Raw genomic sequence first — 21,655 nt, 5'->3', positions numbered from 1 at the left:
GACGATCTTTCCAAGCAGGCCGTGGCCTATCGCCAGATGTCGCTGTTGCTGCGCCGCCCGCCGGGCCGCGAAGCCTATCCGGGTGACGTGTTCTATCTGCACAGCCGCCTGCTGGAACGCGCCGCCAAGATGAACGACGCCAACGGCAATGGTTCGCTCACCGCGCTGCCGATCATCGAAACCCAGGCCGGCGACGTTTCGGCCTACATCCCCACCAACGTGATCTCGATCACCGACGGGCAGATCTTCCTGGAAACCGAATTGTTCTACCAGGGCATCCGTCCCGCCATCAACGTCGGCCTCTCGGTGTCGCGCGTCGGTTCCGCCGCGCAGACCAAGGCGATGAAGAAAGTTGCCGGCTCGATCAAGCTGGAGCTGGCGCAATATCGCGAAATGGCCGCGTTCGCGCAGTTCGGTTCGGATCTTGATGCCTCCACGCAAAAGCTGCTGAACCGCGGCAAGCGCCTGACCGAGCTGCTGAAGCAGGGCCAGTATCAGCCGATGCCGTTCGAAGACCAGGTCGTCAGCATCTTTGCCGGCGTGAATGGCTTCCTCGACAGCATCGATGCCACCGCTGTCACCCGCTTCGAAGCCGCGCTGCTCAGCCACGTGAAATCGGCCCATGCCGATGTGCTGGCCGACATCCGCGACAAGAAGGATCTGTCGGCTGACACCACCGCCAAGCTGAAGGACGTCATCGGCGCCTTCGTGAAGACCTTCGCGTAACAGCAATCTGTCGCCGGGGCGTTCGCGCCCCGGAGACGATGAGAGAAGCAGATGCCCAGTCTCAAGTCTCTGAAAATGCGCATCACTTCGGTGAAGTCGACGCAGAAGATCACCAAGGCCATGAAGATGGTTGCGGCGGCCAAGCTGCGCCGGGCGCAGGAAGCCGCCGAAGCCGCCCGCCCCTATTCGGTGCGGATGGCCGCCGTGATGGCGTCGCTGGCCAGCCGCGTGACGGTGGGCCCGGAAAGCCCGCGCCTGCTGGCTGGCACCGGCAAGGATCAGGTTCACCTGCTGGTGGTGTGCTCGTCGGAACGCGGCCTTGCCGGTGGTTTCAACAGCAACATCGCAAAGCTGGCCCGCCGCACGATGGATGAGCTGCTGGGTCAGGGCAAGACGGTCAAGCTGCTGTTCGTCGGCAAGAAGGCGCGCGCGCCGTTCGCCCGCACACACAAGGATCTGATCGTCGGCACCGTCGACATGACCCACATCAAGAATGTTGGTTTTGCCGATGCCAAGAGCGTGGCCGACGAGGTGGTCGCCCGCTTCGAAGCCGGTGAGTTCGATGTCGCCCACCTGTTCTTCTCCACCTTCAAGTCGGCGCTGACTCAGGAGCCGACCCGGTTGCAGATCATCCCCGCTGCGCTGCCGGCTGGTGGCGCTGCCGGTGCCGATGCCTCGGTGGAATATGAGCCGGACGAGGAATCGATCCTGGCTGATCTGCTGCCCAAGAATCTGGCCGTGCAGGTGTTCCGCGCCTTGCTGGAAAATGCCGCGTCCGAACAGGGCAGCCGCATGACCGCCATGGACAGCGCCACGCGCAACGCCGGCGACATGATCAACAAGCTTTCCATCACCTACAACCGCACGAGACAGGCCGCGATCACCAAGGAATTGATCGAGATCATCTCGGGCGCAGAAGCCCTTTAAGGAGCACGCCTCATGGCCAATACCACCAACAATGTCGGCCGCATCAGCCAGGTCATCGGCGCCGTTGTCGACGTGACCTTCGAAGGCGAACTGCCGGCGATTCTCTCGGCCCTCGAAACCAGCGTGAACGGCAACCGCCTCGTGCTGGAAGTTGCCCAGCACCTGGGTGAAAGCGCCGTGCGCTGCATCGCCATGGACGCCACCGACGGTATGGTGCGCGGTCAGGAAGTGACCGACACCGGCAGCCAGATCCGCGTGCCGGTGGGCCCGGCCACCCTGGGCCGCATCATGAACGTCATCGGTGAGCCGATCGACGAGCGTGGCCCGATCGATCAGACCAACACCGCCCCGATCCATGCCAAGGCCCCGGAATTCGTCGACCAGTCGACGGAATCGAGCATCCTGGTCACCGGCATCAAGGTCATCGATCTGCTCGCTCCGTACGCCAAGGGCGGCAAGATCGGCCTGTTCGGCGGCGCCGGCGTCGGCAAGACCGTGCTGATTCAGGAACTGATCAACAACATCGCCAAGGGCCACGGCGGCACCTCGGTGTTCGCCGGAGTGGGTGAACGCACCCGTGAAGGCAACGATCTTTATCACGAATTCCTCGAAGCCGGCGTTATCGCGTCGGACGCGGATGGCAACGCCATTTCCGAAGGTTCGAAGGTCGCCCTGGTCTATGGCCAGATGAACGAGCCGCCCGGCGCCCGCGCCCGCGTCGCCCTGTCGGGCCTGACCATCGCCGAATATTTCCGCGACGTCGAAGGCCAGGACGTGTTGTTCTTCGTGGACAACATCTTCCGCTTCACCCAGGCTGGTTCGGAAGTGTCGGCTCTGCTGGGCCGCATCCCGTCGGCCGTGGGCTATCAACCGACGCTGGCCACCGACATGGGCGCCCTGCAGGAGCGCATCACGTCGACCAACAAGGGTTCGATCACCTCGGTGCAGGCCATTTACGTGCCCGCCGACGATCTCACCGATCCGGCCCCGGCCGCGTCGTTCGCCCACTTGGACGCCACCACCGTGCTGAGCCGCGCGATCTCGGAAATGGGCATTTACCCGGCCGTCGATCCGCTCGATTCGACCAGCCGCGTGCTGGCCCCACGCGTGGTGGGTGAAGAGCATTACGCCGTTGCCCGTTCGGTTCAGGAAGTGCTGCAGAAGTACAAGAGCCTGCAGGACATCATCGCCATTCTGGGCATGGATGAACTGAGCGAAGAAGATAAGCTGGTCGTGTCGCGCGCCCGCAAGATCCAGCGCTTCCTGTCGCAGCCGTTCCACGTCGCCGAAATCTTCACCGGTTCGCCGGGCGTGTTCGTGCAGGTGGAAGACACGATCAAGGGCTTCAAGGCCATCGTCGCCGGCGAATATGATCATCTGCCGGAAAACGCCTTCTACATGGTCGGCACCATCGAAGACGCCGTTGCCAAGGCCGCCAAGTTGGCGGCTGACGCGGCCTGATCCAACACCCCTCCCCCAGTGGGAGGGGAAGGGAACCGAACATGGCTGAATTGCTCGATTTCGAACTCGTCTCGCCGGAACGCCGCCTGGCCAAGGCCAAGGTGGCGATGGTTGTCGTGCCCGGCGTGGAAGGCGATTTTGGTGTGCTGCCCGGCCACGCGCCGATGATGTCCACCATCCGCCCCGGCGCGATTGCCATCCATGAAGCCGATGGTGGCCCGGCCACCATGCGTTTCTTCATCGACGGCGGCTTTGCCGAAGTGACGGAAACCGGCCTGACCATCCTCGCCGAAAAGGCTACCCCGGTGGCGGAGATCGACGTGGCGGCCGTGGCTACCCAGCTTGCTGCCGCGCGCACCGCTGGCGACGATGCCGCCATCGCTCGCCTGGAAGCCATGCAGGCTGCCGTTACCAACTGATCTGGCGACCATCGCCATCGCACACGCCCCGCGCCGGATTGCCGGCGCGGGGCGTTGTCATTCAGGGGGCAGCAAGCCGCAGCAGAGCACACCGATTGTGTGATTTGACGGTTTCCTGTGCCGGCAAAAGCGCCTAATCTGATGGAGTAATCCCGCTTGCGGAGCCGATATCCATGCGCCTGCCCTTCATCCTTCTCACCGTGGCAGTGGCGCTCCCTGCCCTGGCCCAGCAGCCGCCCGCCAACCCGACCACCGCGCCGCCGCGGCCAACCATGCTGAAGCCGGCCGATCTGCCGACCGGCGATGGCAGCCAGCCGCGCCAGCGTTTCGTCACGGTGTTCGACAACGAGGCCTGCCCCAAGCCCAGTTCCGTTGATGAAGTGGTGGTGTGCGCGCGCCTGCCGGGATCGGAAGTGTTCCGTATCCCGGAGCGGCTGCGCAAGGCCGAAACACGGCAGAGTGTGCTGACCCAGAATCGCGCATTGTTGCTGGGTGATGGCACCGGCGGTGCCGGCAACAGCATTGGCAGCTGCAGCGCGATCGGCCCGGCCGGCTTTACCGGCTGCGATCGCAAGATGGTGGATGCATGGGCGCAGGATCGCACCAACCGCATGGGCTATAACGAGCCGACTCCGCGCTGAGGCACGGTCTGGGTCAAAGCTGGCCAGACTTGGCATCCCCAAGATTGAATCGTCGCCCCAGGCTTGACCTGGGGACCCGCTGTACTTGTGTCGAAGCAAAAGCAGGGCCCCAGATCAAGTCCGGGGCGACGACCGCTTGAAGCTGATTGCGCGCGACCTCAAGGCAAAGGCCTGGCCCAGCTCAGCGCCGCCGCGGTGCCCGCTGGGGATTCATGTCCGGCTTGTGAGATGCACGCCACTTGTCAAGCAACACGGGCATCAGCCCGATGGCCACGGCCAGAAGCGCAATATAGACCGTCATGGAAAGCCCCCCTTCGCATCAGTCAGCGAGAAGGTTAATCCACATTCATACAAAAGCAAGAGGGCCGTTCCGACTGGTCGGAACGGCCCTCATCTGGTCGCGCAACAGGTTGATCAGCGAACCGGGCGGATCGTCGGCGCCATATCGGGCTTGGCCGGATCGAAGCGCACCCGCACGGTTTCGCCGCTGCTGCCGGGGAAATTGGTGAACAGGGCGGTGACCAGGTTCGGCACCAGCCGGGTGAGATTGTTGCTGTTGCTCACGGTTTCGGCACGGCCTTCGAACACGCTCTGCTTGTCGGCGTTGCGGTTGATGCGCATGGCGACCACGGTGTTGTAGTTGGTGACGCTGTAGACTTCATTGTTCCAGCCGCCGCCCCAGCCGCCCATGCCGCCCCAGCCGCCCCAGCCACCCCAGCCGCCGCCCCAATAGGGGCCCCAGCCGAAACCCCCGAAGCCGCCGCCCCAGCCGCCCATGCCACCCCAGCCCATGCCGGGCCGGCTCTGCACCTTCTCGCGCGGGGCGGAGACATGATAATCAAGCTGAACCGTCAGCATCGCCGCATCCGGTCCGCTGGCTTCCTGGTAGCCGGCAGCGATCAGCTTCTGCCGCACCAGATTGGCATAGGTGGCGAATTCCAAGCCGCCGGCATTTTCCTTGTCGCGCGGTTCGATCACGAAGCTGGTGCCCGACGGCGGCGGCAACTGCTGGAACCGCGCCACGCGCGCTTCAAACGGCGCCATGCAGGCCGACAAGGCCAGGGCTGCAACCAGCGGCAAAGCCAAGCGAGCCTTGGGATGGATGGTCATTCGGTGGCACTCCAACATGGATTATCGGTAATCTTACGCGCGTGTATGCGCCAGAGCAACTGACTGATGCATGAATGACACCCTTCCGGCCCGCAACGCAACGTCGCAGTTACGCGATGAACCCCACCGCGCGATGCACTTGCGCCAACACCGGCTCGGCAATCGCCCGCGCCCGCTCCGCACCACGGGCGCAGATCGCCTCGATCGCCACGTCATCATCCTTCAACGCGTTGAAACGCTCGGTGATCGGCGCCAGCTTGGCCACCATCACGTCGGCCAGCGCCGGCTTGAAGGCGCCAAAGCCCTTGCCGCCGAAATCGGCGAGCACCTGGGCGACCGTGGTATCGGTGAGCGCGGCCATCAGGTTGACGAGGTTCGCCGCTTCCGGGCGCCCGGCAAGGCCAGCGGCTTCGGACGGCAGCAGATCAGCGTCAGACTTGGCACGCTTCACCTTGGCGGCGATGCTATCGGCATCGTCGGTCAGGTTGATGCGGCTCTGATCGGAAGGATCGCTCTTCGACATCTTGGCGCTGCCATCGCGCAGGCTCATCACGCGGGTGGCGGGGCCTTCGATCACCGGTTCGGGTAGCGGGAACAGGTCCACGCCCATATCGGTGTTGAACTTGGCGGCGATGTCGCGCGCCAGTTCCAGATGCTGCTTCTGGTCTTCGCCCACCGGGACATGCGTGGCCTTGTACGCCAATATGTCGGCGGCCTGCAGCACCGGGTAGGTGTAGAGGCCCACAGAGGCGCCCTCGCGGTCCTTGCCGCTCTTTTCCTTGAATTGGGTCATGCGGTTGAGCCAGCCAACGCGCGCCGTGCACATCAGCACCCAGGCCAGTTCGGCATGCACGCGCACCCGGCTTTGCGGGAACAATATGCAGCGTTCGGGATCGAGGCCGGCGGCGATCAGCGCAGCGACCATCTCGTGGATGCCGCGGCGCAGCGTGGCGGGATCCTGCGCGACGGTGATGGCGTGCAGATCAACGACGCTGAACACGCACTCGGATTCATCCTGCATGCGCACCCAATTGCGGATGGCGCCCAGATAATTGCCCAGGTGCAAATTGCCGGTAGGCTGGATGCCCGAGAAAACCCGCTTCATGATTTTTTCCGTTTCACTTGCGCAACAAGGCCCTTCACCGTGAACAGGCCCAGCAGCCGCGCCCCCGCCAGATAGGCCAAGCCACCGCCGCCAATCAACAGGGCAAGCGCGACCGCTTGCATGGCAAAGCCGCGCGCCGCCAGTGGTGCCAGCAGCGGCATGGCGCCGAACAACACCGCCACCATACCCAGCGTGGCCAGCACGAGGCGCGGCAGCAGCCGGCGCGCACGATCATCAAGGCTGAAATGCCCGCGCTGCCGCAGCAGCCACCACAGCGCCAGCGCATTCACCCAGGCCGAAATCGCCGTGCCCAGCGCAATGCCGACATGGCCGAGCGGCCACACCAGCGCCAGATTGGCCACCAGATTGACCAGCATCGCCGCCAGCGCCACGCGCACCGGCGTGGTGGTATCGCTGCGGGCATGGAAGCCGGGGGTGAGCACCTTGATCAGCACATAGGCCGGCAAACCCAGCGCAAAGCCAGACAGCGCGGCGGCCGTGGCCAGGCTGTCGGCCGCGGTGAATTCGCCGTGCTGGAACAACAGCGCCACGATCGGCTGGGCCGCCACCACCAGGCCAGCGGCGGCCGGCAGGGTGAGGATCAGCACCAGCTCCATCGCCCGGTTCTGCTGGGATATGGCGCCGGGCACATCATCGGCACCGATCAGCCGCGACATGGTGGGCAGCAGCGCCGTTCCGACTCCGATGCCGATGATGCCCAGCGGCAACTGGTTGAGGCGATCGGCGAAATAGAGCCAGCTGACCGCGCCATCGCCCAGGAAGCGCGCGGCGAGCGCCGTGGAGATGAGCAGGTTGATCTGCACCGCGCCGGCCCCGAAGGCGGCGGGGACGATGAGTTTCAACAAGATTTTCACCTGCGGGGTGAGGCGTGGCATGCGCAGCTTCAGGTTGATCCCGGCGCGGGCGCACCACCACAACAGCCAGACCAGTTGGGCAATGCCGCCCAGCGTCACGCACAGTGCCTGCACGCGTGCGGCGGCTACATCATCACCGCTGCCGGACCACAACAGGCCAGAGATCAGCACGATGTTGAGCAGGATCGGCGCAGCGGCATTCACCGCGAACCGCCCGACCGAATTGAGCAGGCCGCCCAGCAGCGAGGTCAGGCTGATCAGCATCAGATAGGGGAAGGTGAGCCGGGTGAAATCAACGGTGAGCGCGAATTTCTCTGGCGCGGCATCCGGAAATCCGCCGGTGAGCCCCCACACCACCGGCACCGCACCAGCCACCATCACCGCCGTGAACAGCAGCAGAAAGGGCAGCAGCACCGCCAGCACATCCTCGGCAAAGCGCTTGGCACCATCGATGCGGCCACCATCGGCACCGGCCTGGCGATTGAACATCGGCACGAAGGCCGAGGCGAACGCTCCTTCGGCGAACAGCGCGCGGAACAGATTGGGCAGACGCTGGGCGATCAGGAAAGCGTCTGCCGCCATGCCGGCGCCCATCAACGACGCCTGCAGCACATCGCGGGCAAAGCCACCGATGCGGGACAGGAGCGTGAGGCTGCCGATGGTGGCGGTGGCGCGGACGAGATTCATTGCGCCACCGGATTAGGCAATGCCCCGGAAAGTGCAAGGCGACAGTGCCCCAAACGAAAACGGGCGACCCGAAGGCCGCCCGTTGCATTTCGACTGTGGTGTTCGCTTACGCGTTGCCGACCTGGCCCTGCTGGGACATGTACAGCGCTCCGAAATCGATCGGATCGAGCATCAGCGGCGGGAAGCCACCATCGCGCACGGCATCGGCGATGATGCGGCGGGCGAAGGGGAACAGGATGCGCGGGCCTTCAATTATGCAGAAAGGCTCGATGGCTTCTTCCGGCACATTCTTCAGACCGAACAGGCCGGCATAGAGCAGCTCGACCATGAAGGCAGCGCCGGCGTCGACATCGGCCTTGGCGCTGATCTTCAGTTCGACTTCGTACACATCATCGGCCGCCTTGCGGGCGTTGACACCCACGTTGACGTCGATGCGCGGCTGGCCCTGCACCTGCAGGCTGGCCGGCGCGTTCGGGTTCTCGAAGCTGAGATCCTTCACATATTGGGTAATGATCGCCACCTGCGGCATCGGCTCGTCGCCAAAGCCATTTTCAGGGTTTGCACCCAGATCGATTTCATCGGCCATGATGGCGATCCTTCCGGTTAAGGCTTATTCGTCGTCGCCGAAGGTTTCGACCGGGCCCGAATCCTGGCCCTTGGCATCAACATCGCGATCGACGAACTCGATGATGGCCATCGCGGTGGCGTCCGAACGGCGGAAGCCGGCCTTGACGACGCGGGTGTAGCCACCCTGGCGGTCGGCATAACGGGCGGCCAGCACGTCGAACAGCTTGATCAGCTGGGTATCGTCACCCAGGCGGGCGTCGGCGAGGCGGCGATTGGAAAGGCCACCGGTCTTGGCCAGCGTCACCAGCTTTTCAACGTAGGGACGCAGTTCCTTGGCCTTCGGCAAGGTGGTCTTGATCTGCTCGTGCTTGATCAGCGCGGCGGCCATGTTGCGCAGCATCGCGATGCGATGGCTGCTGGTGCGGCTGAGTTTGCGGTGGGCAACGCCGTGGCGCATGGGTCTTCTCCGTTCGTTCAGGGGCCGTGTGAGGTACCCCGGACCAGGCTGATGATGGGGTCAGCCGATACCCCTGCCTGTACTGGCGGGCGCGGTCATGTGACCAACGCCCGCCGAACAGGACTTAGAACTCTTGTTCGAGCTTCTTGGCCATCTCCTCGATATTCTCGGGCGGCCAACCAGCGATTTCCATACCAAGGCGCAGACCCATCTGGGACAGCACTTCCTTGATCTCGTTCAGCGACTTGCGGCCGAAGTTCGGGGTGCGAAGCATTTCGCTTTCCGTCTTCTGCACCAGATCGCCGATGTAGATGATGTTGTCGTTCTTCAGGCAGTTGGCCGAACGCACCGACAGTTCCAGCTCGTCCACCTTCTTGAGGAGGTAACGGTTGATGCTCGCGCTGTCGTCCACTTCCACAACGCCGGTGGCGGTGGTGCTGGCAACCGGAGCGGCCGCAGTGGCATCTTCGAAGTTCACGAACAGCTGAAGCTGGTCCTGCAGGATCTTGGCGCCATAGGCGAGCGCGTCTTCCGGGCTCAGGCTGCCATCGGTTTCCACCGAGATGGTCAGCTTGTCATAATCCAGTTCCTGGCCAACGCGGGTCGGATCGACCTTGTAGCTGACCTGGCGCACCGGCGAATAGAGCGCATCAACCGGCACCAGGCCGATCGGCGCATCGGCCGGGCGGTTGGCGCTGGCCGGCACATAGCCCTTGCCGGTTTCCACCGTCAGTTCCATGTTCAGCGTGGCACCTTCGTCCAGCGTGCAGATCACCAGATCCTTGTTCATCACTTCCATGTCGCCGGAAACGGCGATCTGGCCAGCGGTCACCGGGCCGGGGCCGGTGGCGTTCAGATAGACGCGCTTGGCCTGATCACCGGCCATGCGGATCGCCACCTGCTTGATGTTCAGCACGATGTCGGTCACGTCTTCACGCACGCCAGCCAGGCTGGAGAATTCGTGCAGCACGCCATCGGTCTTGATGGCGGTGACGGCGGCACCCTGCAGCGACGACAGCAGCACCCGGCGCAGCGCGTTGCCGAGCGTCAGGCCAAAGCCACGCTCCAGCGGTTCGGCGACAAACGACGCCTTCTGCTTGCCGTCACCACTGGGGCGCTGCTCCAGACGGTTGGGCTTCTTGAGTTCGGTCCAGTTCTTGGCGATGACTGCCACGGGGTTCACCTTGGTCTGGAGTGTGGGGGTCTCGGGAGAAGCGGATCGTCACCCGCCGGTCCCGTTGGCCCCTGGAGAAGAAACGCTGGGCGCCGCAACGGAGCCCGGCGCCAGGCAGACGGTCAGACGCGGCGGCGCTTGGGGGGGCGCACACCATTGTGCGGGATCGGCGTCACGTCGCGGATGGCGGTGATGACGAAACCCACGGCCTGCAGGGCACGCAGCGCCGATTCACGACCCGAACCCGGGCCACGCACTTCGACTTCGAGGGTGCGCACGCCATGTTCGGCGGCCTTCTTGCCGGCGTCTTCGGCGGCCATCTGCGCCGCGAACGGCGTCGACTTGCGGCTGCCCTTGAAACCACAGGTACCGGCCGACGACCAGGCAATCGCATTGCCCTGCGCATCGGTGATGGTGATCATGGTGTTGTTGAAGCTGGCGTTGACATGGGCAACACCGCTGGTGATGTTCTTGCGCTCCCTGCGCTTGATGCGAGCAACTTCGCGAGCCATTTCGAGTATCCTTGCCTTGTATGAAGAAGAAGATGAGCAGCGGTAACGCGCTTACTTCTTCTTGCCGGCGATCGGCTTGGCCTTGCCCTTGCGGGTGCGGGCGTTGGTGTGGGTGCGCTGGCCGCGGACCGGCAGTCCCTTACGGTGACGCAGGCCGCGATAGCAGGCCAGGTCCATCAGGCGCTTGATGTTCATCGCGTTCTGGCGACGAAGATCACCTTCCACGGTGAGTTCACGGTCGATCTTTTCACGGATCAACAGGATCTCGGCGTCGGTCAGCTCCTGCACGCGACGTTCGCGCGGGAAGCCGAGTTCGGCTGCCAGGCGGGTGGCGGTGGTGCGGCCGATGCCGTGGATGTAAGTGAGCGCAATCTCAACGCGCTTGTTGGTCGGGATGTTAACACCCGCAATACGTGCCACAGTCGTTTTCCTTTCATGCTCCACGGCGGCCCTGGGCAGATGTCGCCATCTCAAAGCAATATGCCGACCGCCCAGACGGGCCGCCGGTTCCTGATCCGATTAAACGGAAGTGAGGCGGTTAGACGCGAGTCGCGGAAAAGTCAAGCCGCCGGCTGGCGGGCCATCACGCATCGACGATCCTGTCGATGGCAGCGGCGACCGCATCCATATCGGCCATCCCGTCAACACGCGCAACAATACCGCGGCCTTCATAATGCGGAATGATCGGCGCGGTCTTGGCGCGATACTCCATCATGCGCTGGCGTACTGTTTCGGCATTGTCGTCGGCGCGGCGCTTGAAGTTGCTGGCGCCGCACACGTCGCACACATCCGCAACCTTGGGCTGCTTGTAACGATCATGATAGCCTTCGCCGCAGCTGCCGCAGGTAAAGCGGCCGGTGATGCGATCAACCAGCGCGTCTTCGTCCACCACCAGTTCGATCACATGATCCAGCGCCAGGCCCTTTTCAGCCAGCATAGCATCCAGCGAATCCGCCTGCACATCGGTGCGCGGATAGCCATCCAGGATGAATCCGGCGCGGGCATCGGGCTGGTCCAGGCGTTCGGACAGGATGCCCGACACGATCTCGTCGGAAACGAGACCGCCGGATTCCATCACCGCCTTGGCGGCAAGACCCACCGGCGTGCCGGCAGCAACAGCGGCGCGCAGCATGTCGCCCGTGGAAAGCTGGACCATGCCGCGCTCTTTGACGAGGCGGCTGGCCTGGGTGCCCTTGCCCGCTCCCGGCGGGCCCAGCAGGATCAGATTCAACGACGATTCCCCCGAAGTTTGGACTTCTTGATGAGTCCCTCATATTGATGCGCCAGCAGATGGCTCTGGATCTGCGCCACAGTGTCCATCGTGACGTTCACGACGATCAGCAGCGAGGTGCCGCCGAAATAGAAGGGCACCTTCAGCTCGCTGATCAGGAATTCCGGCAGCAGGCAGATGAGGGTGAGATAGGCGGCGCCGATCACCGTCAGGCGGGTGAGCACGAAATCGAGATATTCGGACGTGCGCTGCCCCGGCCGGATGCCCGGCACGAAGCCGCCATATTTCTTCAGATTTTCCGCCGTCTCGTCCGGGTTGAACACCACGGCGGTGTAGAAGAAGCTGAAGAAGATGATGCCGGCAGCATAGAGGAACATGTAGAGCGGCGCGCCGTGTTGCAGCGCGGTCGTCACCGTCGTCATCCATTCCGGCATGGTGCCCTGCTGGCTGAAGAACTGCGCCACGGTGAGCGGCATCAGCAGCAGCGAGCTCGCAAAGATCGGCGGGATGACCCCCGAGGTGTTGATCTTCAGCGGCAGGAAGCTGGAATCGCCCTGGAACATGCGATTGCCCATCTGGCGCTTGGGATACTGGATCAGGATCTTGCGCTGCGCGCGCTCCATCAGACAGATGAAGGCGATGGTGCCCAGCGCCACAACCGCGACCAGCAGCACGAAGCCTGCCGACAGCGCGCCGGTGCGGCCCTGTTCGAACAAGGTGCCCAGTGCCGAAGGCAGCTGCGCCACGATGCCGGCCATGATGATCAAAGAGATACCGTTGCCGATGCCGCGGCTGGTGATCTGTTCACCCAGCCACATCAGGAACATGGTGCCGCCAAGCAGCGAGATCACCGTGGAAATACGGAAGAACCAGCCCGGATCGATCACGGCAGACACGCCCTGGCCCGCACCCCAGCCTTCAAGGCCGACGGCGATGCCATAGCCCTGCACGATGGTGAGGAACACGGTGCCATAGCGCGTATACTGGTTCAGCGTCTTGCGGCCGGCCTCGCCTTCCTTCTTCAGGCTCATGAAGCTGGGAATGAGGCTGGTGAGCAGCTGCACCACGATCGAGGCGGTGATGTAGGGCGTGACGCCCAGCGCGATCAGGCTCATGCGTTCCAGCGCGCCGCCGGAGAACATGTTGAAGAAGTCGAGCACGCCGCCGCGGGTCTGTTCGAACAGGCTCGACAGCGCCAGCGGATCGATGCCGGGCAGCGGGACGAACGAGATGAGACGGAACACCACCAGCGCGCCGAGCGTGAACCAGATGCGGCTCTTCAGCTCGGTGGCCTTGGAGAAGTTGGCGAACGACAGGTTCGAAGCCATTTGTTCGGCGGCAGACGCCATGAAACCCTACCTGATCAAGCGTGTCTGAAACGGCAAAGCGCCGCATGTCAGTCCCATGTAGGCGACACGCGGCGCAATTGCCATGGGGTCGTTTGACCCGGTTGCTTCTTTACTTGGCGGCCAGCGCGGCAGCCTTGGCAGCGCGCGCAACGGCGCGGGCAGCCTTCTGCTCGTCCTTGGTCAGCGGCTCAGGCGCCGGAGCCGGCAGTTCGATCGAACCGCCAGCGGCTTCCACCGCAGCCTTGGCCGTGGCCGACGCACCGGCGAGCTTCAGCGACACCTTGGCGGTGAGCGCGCCAACGCCGAGCAGACGCACGCCATCACCGGCGGTGGTCAGCACCTTGGCGGCGACCAGCGCTTCGGCATCAATCACCGACTTGGTGTCGAGCCTGCCGGCATCGATGGCGGCCTGCAGCGTGCCGAGGTTCAGCACGGCATAATCCTTGCGGAAGATGTTGTTGAAGCCGCGCTTCGGGATGCGCATGTGCAGCGGCATCTGGCCGCCTTCGAAGCCATTGATCGACACGCCCGAACGGCTGGTCTGGCCCTTCTGGCCGCGACCGCCGGTCTTGCCGACGCCGGAACCGATACCGCGACCGACGCGCACGCGCTTCTTGCGGGCGCCAGGATTGTCGTGAAGGTCGTTGAGCTTGGTGGTCATGAGATGCACTCGCTTTCGCTTACGCGCTGGATGTTGAGCTTGAAACGGCTGGGCACCCCAGGATGAACCTGCGGTGCCCGGCGCTTGTACTGGTTACCGGCCGAAGCCGGGAAAAGAGGTCAGTCGACCTCTTCAACCTTGAGAAGATGCGCCACCTTCTTGATCATGCCCCGGATTTCCGGCGTATCGACATGCTCACGGCTGCGGTTCATCTTGTTGAGGCCGAGACCGATCAGGTTCTTTTCCTGGATCGGGGTGCGGCGGATCGGCGAACCGATCTGAGTGACTTTGACTTTGGCCATCATGCCTCTCCTTACGCGACCGCTTCGGCGTCAGCTTCGGCCAGCTTGGCCGAAACGTCGCCACGGCGCGACAGCAGATCCACAACCTTCTTGCCGCGACGCTGGGCGACGCTCTTCGGGCTGACCTGGCCAACCAGGGCCGCGAAGGTGGCACGGATCATGTTGTAGGGGTTGTTGGTGCCCACCGACTTGGTGACAACGTCGGCAACGCCCAGCGATTCGAACACCGCGCGCATCGGACCACCGGCGATAATGCCGGTACCCTGCGTGGCGGAACGAACATAGACCTTGCCGGCGCCGAAATGGCCGTAGCCATCATGGTGCAAAGTGCGGCCATCGCGCAGCGGAACACGAACCATCGCCTTCTTGGCGGCAGCAGTGGCCTTGGCGATGGCTTCCGGCACTTCGCGGGCCTTGCCGTGGCCGAAGCCAACGCGGCCCTTGCCGTCACCCACCACGACCAGCGCTGCAAAGCCGAAGCGCTTGCCGCCCTTCACGGTCTTGGAGACGCGGTTGATGTGGACGAGCTTTTCGATCAGTTCTTCACCAGCGGGCTCGCCGCTGTTGTCACGGCCACGCTTGTTGCGGTCACCGTCACGACGGTTGCCACCCGGGCCGCCACGGCGATCGCCACCGGGGCCACCGCGACCACGACCACGACCACCACCAGGCCCGCGGCCTTCGGCTTCCGGCGCAGCGGCGCCGGTCACTTCGATTTCATCGCTCATCTCAGAACTCCAGCCCGCCTTCGCGGGCTCCCTCGGCCAGCGCCTTCACGCGGCCATGGAAGAGAAAACCACCACGGTCGAACACCACGGCCGAAACACCGGCCGCCTTGGCCCGCTCGGCCAAGCGCTTGCCAACGGCAGCAGCGGCACCGGTGGTGGCACCGGTGGTCCCACGCACGTCCTTCTCCAGGGTGGAAGCGGACGCCAGCGTGACACCATTGGTGTCGTCGATGATCTGCGCATAGATATGCTGCGACGAACGATGCACCGACAGGCGCGGGCGACCGCCGCTGTTGCGGGCGATGGCCGAGCGCACGCGGCGACGACGCTGGTCGAAATGGGTAAGCCTGCTCATTTCTTCTTCCCTTCCTTCCGGAAGATGACTTCGCCACGGTACTTGATGCCCTTGCCCTTGTAAGGCTCGGGCTTGCGCCAGCGGCGGATCTCGGCGGCCACCTGACCAACGCGCTGCTTGTCGGAGCCGGTGATTTCCACCGTCGTCGGATCAGGCGTCTTGATGGTGATACCGTCGGGGATGGCAAAATCCACGTCGTGGCTGTAGCCGAGCTGCAGCTTCAGGTTGGCACCCTGCACCGAGGCACGGTAGCCCACGCCGGTGATCAGAAGCACTTTGGTGAAGCCATCGGACACGCCGGTGACGAGATTGCTGACCAACGTGCGCTGCATGCCCCAGAAGGAGCGGGCCCGCTTGGTGTCAGACGCGGGGAGAACCGCGATCTGGGCAGCTTCGATGGTGTAGCTGATGTCATCCACCAGCGGCATGGACAGCTCACCCTTGGGACCTTTGACCACAAGAATGCGGTCATTGATGGTGGCGGTGACGCCGGCCGGAATGGCAACTGCTTTTTTACCGATGCGCGACATGGTCAGAACACCTGGCAGAGGATTTCGCCGCCGACATTCTTTTCGCGCGCTTCCGCGTCGGAAAGAACACCCTGGGGCGTCGAAACAATGGTGATACCCAGGCCGTTGCGAACGCGCGGCAGCTCGGTGGAGCCGCTGTAAACGCGGCGGCCGGGCTTCGACACGCGGGCAAGGTGCTGGATGGCGGGGCGACCTTCGAAATACTTCAGGTCGATCCGCAGGTTCTGGTGGGCGCCATCAAGCACCGGGACATAGCCACGGATATAGCCTTCGCGCTGCAGAACATCCAGCACGCGGGCGCGCAACCTGGAAGCGGGGGTGACGATCGAATCCTTGCGGGCCTGTTGGCCGTTCCGGATCCGGGTGAGCATATCGCCCAAGGGGTCAGACATCGACATCGGGCTATCCTTACCAGCTCGACTTGGTCACACCGGGGATCAGGCCCTTGTTGGCCAGTTCCCGCAGCATGATGCGCGAAAGCTTGAACTTGCGGTAATAGGCACGCGGACGGCCGGTCAGCTCGCAGCGGTTGCGCACCCGGGTCGGGTTCGCGTTGCGCGGCAGCTCGGCCATCTTCAGGCGGGCCATCAGACGCTCCTCGTCGGAACGGCTTTCATCGTTGGCGATCGCCTTGAGCACGGCATATTTGCCGGCGTACTTCACCACCAGCGCCTTGCGGCGCTCGTTCTTGTTGATCATCGAAAGCTTCGCCATGGTTCAGGCCGCCTTCTGTTCGAGGGTGTAGCCAACGAACGGGAAGCCGAACAGCGCCAGGAGCGCGCGGGCTTCTTCGTCGGTCTTGGCCGTGGTGGCCACGATGATGTCCATGCCGCGGATCTGATCGACCCGGTCATAGTTGATTTCCGGGAAGATCAGCTGTTCCTTGATACCGCAGGCATAATTGCCGCGACCATCAAAGGACTTGGCCGACAGGCCACGGAAATCGCGAACGCGCGGCAGCGCGATCGTGACGAAGCGGTCAAGGAATTCATACATGCGCTCGCGGCGCAGCGTGACCTTGCAGCCGATCGGCATGCCTTCACGCAGCTTGAACTGCGCGACCGACTTCTTGGCCTTGCAGATCACCGGCTTCTGGCCAGCGATCAAGGCCATTTCACCGGCAGCCTGATCGACCTTCTTCTTGTCCTGGGTGGCATCGCCGACGCCCATGTTGAGCACGATCTTGTCGATCTTCGGCACTTCCATCATGTTCTTGTAGCCGAACATTTCCACCATCTTCGGGCGGATCGTTTCAGCATACAGAACCTGCATGCGAGGGTTGAGCTTCTCAGCCATTGATCACGGCTCCCGACTTCTTGGCGACGCGCACCTTCTTGCCGTCCACAACCGCAAAACCGACGCGGGTCGGTTGGCCAGTGGTCGGATCCTTCAGCGCCACCTTCGAAACCGCCATCGGCGCTTCAACGCGCTCGATACCGCCTTCGGGGTTGGACTGGTTCGGCTTGTTGTGACGGGTGATCAGGTTCACACCGGCCACCACAACCTTGCCGTCGCGCGGCAGGTTGCGGGTCACGGTGCCTTCCTTGCCCTTGTCCTTGCCGGACAGGACAATCACGGTGTCACCCTTCTTGATCTTCGCAGCGCTCATTACAGCACCTCAGGGGCAAGGCTGATGATCTTCATGTGACCCGTGGCGCGCAGTTCACGCACCACCGGCCCGAAGATACGGGTGCCAATCGGCTCTTCATTCTTGTTGATCAGCACGGCAGCATTGCTGTCGAAACGGATCACCGAGCCGTCGGGACGACGGATATCCTTGGCGGTGCGCACCACAACAGCGCGGTGCACATCACCCTTCTTCACCTTGCCCTTGGGCTGAGCTTCCTTCACCGACACCACGATGATGTCGCCGACGCCGGCAAACCGACGCTTGGAGCCGCCCAGGACCTTGATGCACATCACCCGCTTGGCGCCACTGTTGTCCGCCACGTCGAGGTTCGTCTGCATCTGGATCATGCGTTCGATCCTTCCATAAAGTCTGCCGATTCCGACCGGCAGACGGCTTAAAAATCAGCTCGAAATCCGGCTCAGCCGACCTTTTCGAGCACTTTCCACGTCTTGAGCTTGGACAGCGGAGCACATTCTTCAATGCGCACCGTGTCACCCGCCTTGATCACATTGCCCTCGTCGTGGGCGTGATACTTCTTCGAACGACGGATGATCTTGCCGTAAACCGGGTGAGCGACCTTGCGCTCCACCAGCACGACCACCGTCTTGTCGCCCTTGTCGGACACCACGGTGCCCTGCAATACGCGCTTCGGCATGTCTTATGCTCCCGGCTGCACAGCGGCCTTGCGGGCCGACTGCAGCGTCTTGATGCGGGCGATCGTGCGGCGCACGATGCGCACACGGCCGGGGCTCTCCAGCTGGCCGGTGGCCGCCTGGAACCGCAGGTTGAATTGCTCGCGCTTCAACTCGGAGAGCTGGTTGGCGAGTTGATCGTCGGTCGCAACCTTCAGATCAGCGAAAATCTTGTCGGCCATGGGTCTCAGTCCTGTGTGGTCGGTTCGCCGAGGCGGACCACCATCTTGGTCTTGATCGGCAGCTTGGCAGCGGCACGCTCGAAAGCGCCGGCAGCCACGTCGTAGGGCACGCCGTCGAGTTCGAACATGATGCGGCCGGGCTTGACGCGGGCCACCCAATATTCAGGCGAACCCTTGCCCGAGCCCATGCGGACTTCAGCAGGCTTGGACGAGACCGGCAGATCGGGGAAAATCCGAATCCACAAACGGCCCTGACGCTTCATGTGACGCGAGATCGCGCGGCGGGCCGCTTCGATCTGGCGGGCGGTGATCCGTTCCGGTTCCATGGCCTTCAGGCCGAAGGCGCCGAAGTTCAGCGCCGAACCACCCTTGGCATCGCCATGGATACGGCCCTTGAACGCCTTGCGGAACTTGGTGCGCTTAGGTGACAGCATTTCTTTCTACTCCTCAGCGCGCCGGACGGACGCCAGAGGTCTGGGCTTCCATCATCAGGCGATCCTGAGCCATCGGGTCGTGGCCAAGAATTTCACCCTTGAAGATCCAGACCTTCACGCCGCACACGCCATAGGCAGTGTGGGCCTGATGTTCGGCATAATCGACGTTCCCGCGCAGGGTGTGCAACGGCACACGGCCTTCACGATACCATTCGGTGCGGGCGATTTCAGCGCCGCCCAGACGGCCGGAGCAGGTGATCTTGATGCCTTCGGCACCCAGACGCAGCGCCGACTGCACGGCACGCTTCATGGCGCGACGGAACGCGATGCGGCGCTCCAGCTGATCGCACACACCGGCGGCCACCAGCTTGGCATCGATTTCCGGCTTGCGGATTTCGACGATGTTCAGGCTCACATCGCTGCGGGTCATCTGAGCGATCTGCTTGCGCAGCTTCTCGATGTCCGCTCCCTTCTTGCCGATGATCACGCCGGGGCGTGCAGCAAAGATGGACACGCGGCACAGCTTGGCCGGACGCTCGATCACCACCTTGGAGATGGCGGCCTGACCATGATGCTTGATGATGAACTCGCGGATGCGCAGATCTTCCAGCAGCAGATTGCCATACTCGTCGCCCTTGGCGAACCAGCGGCTGTCCCAGGTGCGGTTGATCTGCAGGCGCAGACCGATGGGGGACGTCTTGTGACCCATTAGTTTGCTCCCTCTTCATCGGCTTCGCGCACGACAACGCGCAGGCGGCTGAACGGCTTGGTGATGGCAGAAGCACGACCACGTGCACGCGGCGTGAAGCGCTTCATGGTGATAGCCTTGCCAACGCTGGCTTCCTTCACGATCAGCGCGTCAACATCCAGGTTGTGGTTGTTTTCGGCATTGGCCACGGCAGAGGCGAGGACCTTGCGGACATCCACGGCCATCGCCTTGCGGCTGAACTGCAGGATGTTGAGCGCGTCCGACGCCTTGCGGCCACGGATCAGGCCAGCAACCAGGTTCAGCTTGTAGGCCGAACCGCGGATGGTGGTGGCAATGGCCAGCGCCTCACGGTCGCCAACCTTGCGGGGGGATTTGGGCTTGGACATCAGCGCTTGCCCTTCTTGTCGGCGGCGTGGCCGGGGAAGAAGCGCGTCGGCGCGAATTCACCCAGCTTCATGCCGACCATGTCTTCATTGACCATGACCGGGATGTGCTTCTTGCCATTGTACACGTTGAAGGTGAGGCCAACGAACTGCGGCAGGATGGTGGAGCGGCGCGACCAGGTCTTGATCGGCGCACGCGCACCGGAGCCCTGTGCGGCTTCGGCCTTCTTCAGCAGCGAGAGATCCACGAAGGGACCCTTCCAGACGGAGCGGCTCATGCGCGCTTACCTCTTCTTCTTGGCGTGGCGCGAACGGATGATCATGTGATCCGTCGCCTTGTTCGAACGGGTCTTGGCACCCTTGGTCGGCTTGCCCCATGGGGTCACCGGGTGACGTCCGCCCGAGGTGCGGCCTTCACCACCGCCGTGCGGGTGGTCGACCGGGTTCTTGGCAACGCCGCGGGTGAGCGGACGATAGCCCAGCCAGCGGTTGCGGCCGGCCTTGCCCAGGTTCTGGTTGCTGTTGTCCGGGTTGGACACGGCACCAACGGTGGCCATGCACTCGGCACGGACATAACGCTGTTCACCCGAATTCAGGCGAACCATCACCATGCCCTTGTCGCGGCCCACAACCTGCACGAAGGTGCCGGCGGCGCGGGCCATCTGGCCGCCCTTGCCGGGCTTCAGCTCGACGTTGTGGACAATGGTGCCAACCGGCATCTGGCCGATTTCCATCGCATTGCCCGGCTTCACGTCGACCTTCTTGCCAGCGATCACGCTGTCACCAACGTTCAGGCGCTGCGGCGCGATGATGTAGGCAACGGTGCCATCCTTGTCGGCATATTTCACCAGGGCGATGAAGGCCGAACGGTTGGGGTCATACTCGATGCGTTCGACGGTCGCAGCAACGTCCCACAGACGACGCTTGAAATCGACGATACGATACAGGCGCTTGTGACCGCCGCCAATGCCGCGCGCCGTGGCGTGGCCCTTGTTGTTGCGGCCGCCGGTCTTCTTCAGACCTTCGGTGAGCATCTTGACCGGGCGACCCTTGTGCAGGGACGAACGATCGATCAGCACCAGGCCGCGCTGGCCGGGGCTGGTCGGATTGAATTTCTTGAGTGCCATTGTCCCTGCCCTCAGATGCTGGTGGTCACGTCGATGCGATCGCCATCGGCAACCGTCACCACGGCCTTCTTCACATCAGACCGGCGATATTCCTGGCCACGCCAGCGCTTGGTCTTGCCCTTCGCCACCATGGTGTTCACGGCCAGCACCTTGACGCCGTACAGCGCTTCGATGGCGGCCTTGATCTGCGGCTTGGTGCTATCCTTGGCGACCTGAAAGACGACCTGGTTGTACTCGGACACCAGGGTCGACTTTTCGGTGATCACCGGCTTCACGACCACGTCGTAATGCTTGATGTCGATGTTAGCCATTGACCCGGGCCTCCAGAGCCGAAACGGCAGCGCGGGTCAGGACCAGCGTGTCGTGCTTGAGAATGTCATAGACGTTGGCGCCGATGGCCGGCAGCACGTCGATGTGCGGCACGTTGGCCGAAGCGCGGGCAAAGCCCACATCAACCGCAGCACCATCGATGAACAGGCCGGACGTGATGCCGAGCGCGCCCATCGAAGCCAGGAACGCCTTGGTCTTGGCTTCGCCAAGGTTCAGGTCTTCCACGACGATCAGCTTGCCTTCCTGGGCCTTCACCGACAGCGCGGTGGCGAGGCCGAGACGGCGGATCTTCTTGTTCAGCGACGGATCGAAATCACGAACGCGCGGACCATGGGCCTTGCCGCCGCCGAT

At 63.4% G+C, this 21,655-nt stretch carries 33 protein-coding genes and 1 pseudogene; 5 read left to right on the top strand and 29 right to left on the bottom strand.

Annotated features, from left to right (window positions below; genetic code table 11):
- From RT662_RS14430 to RT662_RS14410, 5 genes and pseudogenes are all read left to right on the top strand, one after another.
- Positions 1 to 726: pseudogene (locus RT662_RS14430) on the top strand (F0F1 ATP synthase subunit alpha); the annotation flags it as partial.
- Positions 727 to 777: 51 nt separating this feature from the next.
- On the top strand, positions 778 to 1,653 hold the full coding sequence (locus RT662_RS14425; RefSeq protein WP_303793799.1) for a F0F1 ATP synthase subunit gamma: 876 nt from the start codon (positions 778 to 780) through the stop codon (positions 1,651 to 1,653).
- 12 nt (positions 1,654 to 1,665) lie between these two features.
- Positions 1,666 to 3,114 carry a F0F1 ATP synthase subunit beta gene (atpD, locus tag RT662_RS14420; RefSeq protein WP_022680005.1) on the top strand — a complete coding sequence of 483 codons (1,449 nt, stop codon included), beginning with the start codon at positions 1,666 to 1,668 and terminating at the stop codon, positions 3,112 to 3,114.
- A gap of 50 nt (positions 3,115 to 3,164) precedes the next feature.
- Positions 3,165 to 3,533, top strand: coding sequence for an ATP synthase F1 subunit epsilon (locus RT662_RS14415; RefSeq protein ID WP_397588912.1), 369 nt, complete (start codon positions 3,165 to 3,167; stop codon positions 3,531 to 3,533).
- Positions 3,534 to 3,706: 173 nt separating this feature from the next.
- Positions 3,707 to 4,174 (top strand): hypothetical protein, encoded by a 468-nt coding sequence (locus RT662_RS14410; RefSeq protein ID WP_313671379.1) that lies wholly within the window; start codon positions 3,707 to 3,709, stop codon positions 4,172 to 4,174.
- Positions 4,175 to 4,588: 414 nt separating this feature from the next.
- Here the strand turns inward: RT662_RS14410 and RT662_RS14405 are convergent, their stop codons facing one another.
- The 29 genes from RT662_RS14405 to rplD all read right to left on the bottom strand — a co-directional run.
- Entirely contained in the window at positions 4,589 to 5,218 is a 630-nt protein-coding gene (locus RT662_RS14405; protein ID WP_313671378.1) for a DUF4136 domain-containing protein, read from the bottom strand.
- 175 nt (positions 5,219 to 5,393) lie between these two features.
- A complete protein-coding gene (gene trpS, locus RT662_RS14400) occupies positions 5,394 to 6,389 on the bottom strand; it encodes a tryptophan--tRNA ligase (protein WP_313671377.1) in 996 nt (331 codons plus the stop codon).
- Entirely contained in the window at positions 6,386 to 7,951 is a 1,566-nt protein-coding gene (gene murJ, locus RT662_RS14395; RefSeq protein WP_313671376.1) for a murein biosynthesis integral membrane protein MurJ, read from the bottom strand. Before murJ ends, trpS begins: the two co-directional genes overlap by 4 nt.
- Before the next feature lie 106 nt (positions 7,952 to 8,057).
- A complete protein-coding gene (gene secB / locus RT662_RS14390) occupies positions 8,058 to 8,537 on the bottom strand; it encodes a protein-export chaperone SecB (protein WP_313671375.1) in 480 nt (159 codons plus the stop codon).
- Positions 8,538 to 8,561: 24 nt separating this feature from the next.
- Positions 8,562 to 8,975 (bottom strand): 50S ribosomal protein L17, encoded by a 414-nt coding sequence (gene rplQ, locus RT662_RS14385; RefSeq protein ID WP_313671374.1) that lies wholly within the window; start codon positions 8,973 to 8,975, stop codon positions 8,562 to 8,564.
- 124 nt (positions 8,976 to 9,099) lie between these two features.
- Entirely contained in the window at positions 9,100 to 10,149 is a 1,050-nt protein-coding gene (locus RT662_RS14380; protein WP_313671373.1) for a DNA-directed RNA polymerase subunit alpha, read from the bottom strand.
- Positions 10,150 to 10,271: 122 nt separating this feature from the next.
- Positions 10,272 to 10,661 (bottom strand): 30S ribosomal protein S11, encoded by a 390-nt coding sequence (gene rpsK / locus RT662_RS14375; RefSeq protein WP_273461778.1) that lies wholly within the window; start codon positions 10,659 to 10,661, stop codon positions 10,272 to 10,274.
- A gap of 51 nt (positions 10,662 to 10,712) precedes the next feature.
- On the bottom strand, positions 10,713 to 11,081 hold the full coding sequence (gene rpsM / locus RT662_RS14370; protein WP_026090626.1) for a 30S ribosomal protein S13: 369 nt from the start codon (positions 11,079 to 11,081) through the stop codon (positions 10,713 to 10,715).
- Between the two features lie 163 nt (positions 11,082 to 11,244).
- Complete coding sequence (locus tag RT662_RS14365) at positions 11,245 to 11,892, bottom strand: adenylate kinase (protein ID WP_313671372.1); 648 nt, start codon at positions 11,890 to 11,892, stop codon at positions 11,245 to 11,247.
- On the bottom strand, positions 11,889 to 13,241 hold the full coding sequence (gene secY, locus RT662_RS14360; RefSeq protein ID WP_313671371.1) for a preprotein translocase subunit SecY: 1,353 nt from the start codon (positions 13,239 to 13,241) through the stop codon (positions 11,889 to 11,891). The genes RT662_RS14365 and secY overlap by 4 nt, the downstream gene beginning before the upstream one ends.
- 109 nt (positions 13,242 to 13,350) lie before the next feature.
- Entirely contained in the window at positions 13,351 to 13,902 is a 552-nt protein-coding gene (rplO, locus tag RT662_RS14355; protein WP_313671370.1) for a 50S ribosomal protein L15, read from the bottom strand.
- 119 nt (positions 13,903 to 14,021) lie between these two features.
- Positions 14,022 to 14,204, bottom strand: coding sequence for a 50S ribosomal protein L30 (gene rpmD / locus RT662_RS14350; protein WP_313671369.1), 183 nt, complete (start codon positions 14,202 to 14,204; stop codon positions 14,022 to 14,024).
- An 11-nt stretch (positions 14,205 to 14,215) separates the two neighbouring features.
- A complete protein-coding gene (gene rpsE / locus RT662_RS14345) occupies positions 14,216 to 14,932 on the bottom strand; it encodes a 30S ribosomal protein S5 (protein ID WP_313671368.1) in 717 nt (238 codons plus the stop codon).
- Position 14,933: 1 nt separating this feature from the next.
- Positions 14,934 to 15,287 carry a 50S ribosomal protein L18 gene (gene rplR / locus RT662_RS14340; RefSeq protein WP_313671367.1) on the bottom strand — a complete coding sequence of 118 codons (354 nt, stop codon included), beginning with the start codon at positions 15,285 to 15,287 and terminating at the stop codon, positions 14,934 to 14,936.
- Entirely contained in the window at positions 15,284 to 15,817 is a 534-nt protein-coding gene (gene rplF / locus RT662_RS14335; RefSeq protein ID WP_313671366.1) for a 50S ribosomal protein L6, read from the bottom strand. Before rplF ends, rplR begins: the two co-directional genes overlap by 4 nt.
- Before the next feature lie 2 nt (positions 15,818 to 15,819).
- Positions 15,820 to 16,215: a 30S ribosomal protein S8 gene (gene rpsH / locus RT662_RS14330; RefSeq protein ID WP_303779187.1), complete on the bottom strand. Its 396-nt coding sequence runs from the start codon at positions 16,213 to 16,215 to the stop codon at positions 15,820 to 15,822.
- A 10-nt stretch (positions 16,216 to 16,225) separates the two neighbouring features.
- Complete coding sequence (gene rpsN / locus RT662_RS14325; protein WP_022680024.1) at positions 16,226 to 16,531, bottom strand: 30S ribosomal protein S14; 306 nt, start codon at positions 16,529 to 16,531, stop codon at positions 16,226 to 16,228.
- Positions 16,532 to 16,534: 3 nt separating this feature from the next.
- Positions 16,535 to 17,113 (bottom strand): 50S ribosomal protein L5, encoded by a 579-nt coding sequence (gene rplE / locus RT662_RS14320; RefSeq protein ID WP_022680025.1) that lies wholly within the window; start codon positions 17,111 to 17,113, stop codon positions 16,535 to 16,537.
- Positions 17,106 to 17,426 carry a 50S ribosomal protein L24 gene (gene rplX, locus RT662_RS14315; RefSeq protein ID WP_273433561.1) on the bottom strand — a complete coding sequence of 107 codons (321 nt, stop codon included), beginning with the start codon at positions 17,424 to 17,426 and terminating at the stop codon, positions 17,106 to 17,108. Before rplX ends, rplE begins: the two co-directional genes overlap by 8 nt.
- Entirely contained in the window at positions 17,426 to 17,794 is a 369-nt protein-coding gene (gene rplN, locus RT662_RS14310) for a 50S ribosomal protein L14 (RefSeq protein WP_017666969.1), read from the bottom strand. The genes rplX and rplN overlap by 1 nt, the downstream gene beginning before the upstream one ends.
- 71 nt (positions 17,795 to 17,865) lie before the next feature.
- Positions 17,866 to 18,102, bottom strand: a complete 237-nt coding sequence (gene rpsQ / locus RT662_RS14305; protein ID WP_017666968.1) for a 30S ribosomal protein S17 — start codon at positions 18,100 to 18,102, stop codon at positions 17,866 to 17,868.
- Positions 18,103 to 18,105: 3 nt separating this feature from the next.
- Positions 18,106 to 18,321: a 50S ribosomal protein L29 gene (rpmC, locus tag RT662_RS14300; protein WP_313671365.1), complete on the bottom strand. Its 216-nt coding sequence runs from the start codon at positions 18,319 to 18,321 to the stop codon at positions 18,106 to 18,108.
- A 5-nt stretch (positions 18,322 to 18,326) separates the two neighbouring features.
- Positions 18,327 to 18,755, bottom strand: a complete 429-nt coding sequence (rplP, locus tag RT662_RS14295; protein ID WP_017666966.1) for a 50S ribosomal protein L16 — start codon at positions 18,753 to 18,755, stop codon at positions 18,327 to 18,329.
- 13 nt (positions 18,756 to 18,768) lie between these two features.
- Positions 18,769 to 19,464, bottom strand: a complete 696-nt coding sequence (rpsC, locus tag RT662_RS14290; protein WP_022680029.1) for a 30S ribosomal protein S3 — start codon at positions 19,462 to 19,464, stop codon at positions 18,769 to 18,771.
- Positions 19,464 to 19,850 carry a 50S ribosomal protein L22 gene (rplV, locus tag RT662_RS14285; RefSeq protein WP_313671364.1) on the bottom strand — a complete coding sequence of 129 codons (387 nt, stop codon included), beginning with the start codon at positions 19,848 to 19,850 and terminating at the stop codon, positions 19,464 to 19,466. Before rplV ends, rpsC begins: the two co-directional genes overlap by 1 nt.
- Positions 19,850 to 20,125, bottom strand: coding sequence for a 30S ribosomal protein S19 (gene rpsS / locus RT662_RS14280; RefSeq protein WP_313671363.1), 276 nt, complete (start codon positions 20,123 to 20,125; stop codon positions 19,850 to 19,852). Before rpsS ends, rplV begins: the two co-directional genes overlap by 1 nt.
- A 6-nt stretch (positions 20,126 to 20,131) precedes the next feature.
- A complete protein-coding gene (gene rplB, locus RT662_RS14275; protein ID WP_313671362.1) occupies positions 20,132 to 20,974 on the bottom strand; it encodes a 50S ribosomal protein L2 in 843 nt (280 codons plus the stop codon).
- Between the two features lie 11 nt (positions 20,975 to 20,985).
- Positions 20,986 to 21,285, bottom strand: a complete 300-nt coding sequence (locus RT662_RS14270) for a 50S ribosomal protein L23 (protein WP_273433555.1) — start codon at positions 21,283 to 21,285, stop codon at positions 20,986 to 20,988.
- A partial coding sequence (gene rplD / locus RT662_RS14265) for a 50S ribosomal protein L4 (RefSeq protein WP_313671361.1) occupies positions 21,278 to 21,655 on the bottom strand: 378 nt, incomplete at its 5' end. The genes RT662_RS14270 and rplD, both read right to left, overlap by 8 nt.

This window comes from Sandarakinorhabdus sp., from assembly GCF_032115815.1.
Lineage (GTDB): Bacteria > Pseudomonadota > Alphaproteobacteria > Sphingomonadales > Sphingomonadaceae > Sandarakinorhabdus.
Note: the sequence above shows the minus strand (reverse complement) of the source record. Positions and strands in the feature narration are given on the sequence as shown.

What these genes read in the sequence shown, in the direction of transcription:
- RT662_RS14425 (WP_303793799.1), top strand. Translation starts at nt 778, where the DNA reads ATGCCCAGTCTCAAGTCTCTGAAAATGCGCATCACTTCGGTGAAGTCG.
- atpD (WP_022680005.1), top strand. Translation starts at nt 1,666, where the DNA reads ATGGCCAATACCACCAACAATGTCGGCCGCATCAGCCAGGTCATCGGC.
- RT662_RS14410 (WP_313671379.1), top strand. Translation starts at nt 3,707, where the DNA reads ATGCGCCTGCCCTTCATCCTTCTCACCGTGGCAGTGGCGCTCCCTGCC.
- RT662_RS14405 (WP_313671378.1), bottom strand. Translation starts at nt 5,218, where the DNA reads ATGGCGCCGTTTGAAGCGCGCGTGGCGCGGTTCCAGCAGTTGCCGCCG.
- trpS (WP_313671377.1), bottom strand. Translation starts at nt 6,389, where the DNA reads ATGAAGCGGGTTTTCTCGGGCATCCAGCCTACCGGCAATTTGCACCTG.
- murJ (WP_313671376.1), bottom strand. Translation starts at nt 7,951, where the DNA reads ATGAATCTCGTCCGCGCCACCGCCACCATCGGCAGCCTCACGCTCCTG.
- secB (WP_313671375.1), bottom strand. Translation starts at nt 8,537, where the DNA reads ATGGCCGATGAAATCGATCTGGGTGCAAACCCTGAAAATGGCTTTGGC.
- rplQ (WP_313671374.1), bottom strand. Translation starts at nt 8,975, where the DNA reads ATGCGCCACGGCGTTGCCCACCGCAAACTCAGCCGCACCAGCAGCCAT.
- rpsK (WP_273461778.1), bottom strand. Translation starts at nt 10,661, where the DNA reads ATGGCTCGCGAAGTTGCTCGCATCAAGCGCAGGGAGCGCAAGAACATC.
- secY (WP_313671371.1), bottom strand. Translation starts at nt 13,241, where the DNA reads ATGGCGTCTGCCGCCGAACAAATGGCTTCGAACCTGTCGTTCGCCAAC.
- rplO (WP_313671370.1), bottom strand. Translation starts at nt 13,902, where the DNA reads ATGACCACCAAGCTCAACGACCTTCACGACAATCCTGGCGCCCGCAAG.
- rpmD (WP_313671369.1), bottom strand. Translation starts at nt 14,204, where the DNA reads ATGGCCAAAGTCAAAGTCACTCAGATCGGTTCGCCGATCCGCCGCACC.
- rpsE (WP_313671368.1), bottom strand. Translation starts at nt 14,932, where the DNA reads ATGAGCGATGAAATCGAAGTGACCGGCGCCGCTGCGCCGGAAGCCGAA.
- rplR (WP_313671367.1), bottom strand. Translation starts at nt 15,287, where the DNA reads ATGAGCAGGCTTACCCATTTCGACCAGCGTCGTCGCCGCGTGCGCTCG.
- rplF (WP_313671366.1), bottom strand. Translation starts at nt 15,817, where the DNA reads ATGTCGCGCATCGGTAAAAAAGCAGTTGCCATTCCGGCCGGCGTCACC.
- rpsH (WP_303779187.1), bottom strand. Translation starts at nt 16,215, where the DNA reads ATGTCGATGTCTGACCCCTTGGGCGATATGCTCACCCGGATCCGGAAC.
- rpsN (WP_022680024.1), bottom strand. Translation starts at nt 16,531, where the DNA reads ATGGCGAAGCTTTCGATGATCAACAAGAACGAGCGCCGCAAGGCGCTG.
- rplE (WP_022680025.1), bottom strand. Translation starts at nt 17,113, where the DNA reads ATGGCTGAGAAGCTCAACCCTCGCATGCAGGTTCTGTATGCTGAAACG.
- rplX (WP_273433561.1), bottom strand. Translation starts at nt 17,426, where the DNA reads ATGAGCGCTGCGAAGATCAAGAAGGGTGACACCGTGATTGTCCTGTCC.
- rplN (WP_017666969.1), bottom strand. Translation starts at nt 17,794, where the DNA reads ATGATCCAGATGCAGACGAACCTCGACGTGGCGGACAACAGTGGCGCC.
- rpsQ (WP_017666968.1), bottom strand. Translation starts at nt 18,102, where the DNA reads ATGCCGAAGCGCGTATTGCAGGGCACCGTGGTGTCCGACAAGGGCGAC.
- rpmC (WP_313671365.1), bottom strand. Translation starts at nt 18,321, where the DNA reads ATGGCCGACAAGATTTTCGCTGATCTGAAGGTTGCGACCGACGATCAA.
- rplP (WP_017666966.1), bottom strand. Translation starts at nt 18,755, where the DNA reads ATGCTGTCACCTAAGCGCACCAAGTTCCGCAAGGCGTTCAAGGGCCGT.
- rpsC (WP_022680029.1), bottom strand. Translation starts at nt 19,464, where the DNA reads ATGGGTCACAAGACGTCCCCCATCGGTCTGCGCCTGCAGATCAACCGC.
- rplV (WP_313671364.1), bottom strand. Translation starts at nt 19,850, where the DNA reads ATGTCCAAGCCCAAATCCCCCCGCAAGGTTGGCGACCGTGAGGCGCTG.
- rpsS (WP_313671363.1), bottom strand. Translation starts at nt 20,125, where the DNA reads ATGAGCCGCTCCGTCTGGAAGGGTCCCTTCGTGGATCTCTCGCTGCTG.
- rplB (WP_313671362.1), bottom strand. Translation starts at nt 20,974, where the DNA reads ATGGCACTCAAGAAATTCAATCCGACCAGCCCCGGCCAGCGCGGCCTG.
- RT662_RS14270 (WP_273433555.1), bottom strand. Translation starts at nt 21,285, where the DNA reads ATGGCTAACATCGACATCAAGCATTACGACGTGGTCGTGAAGCCGGTG.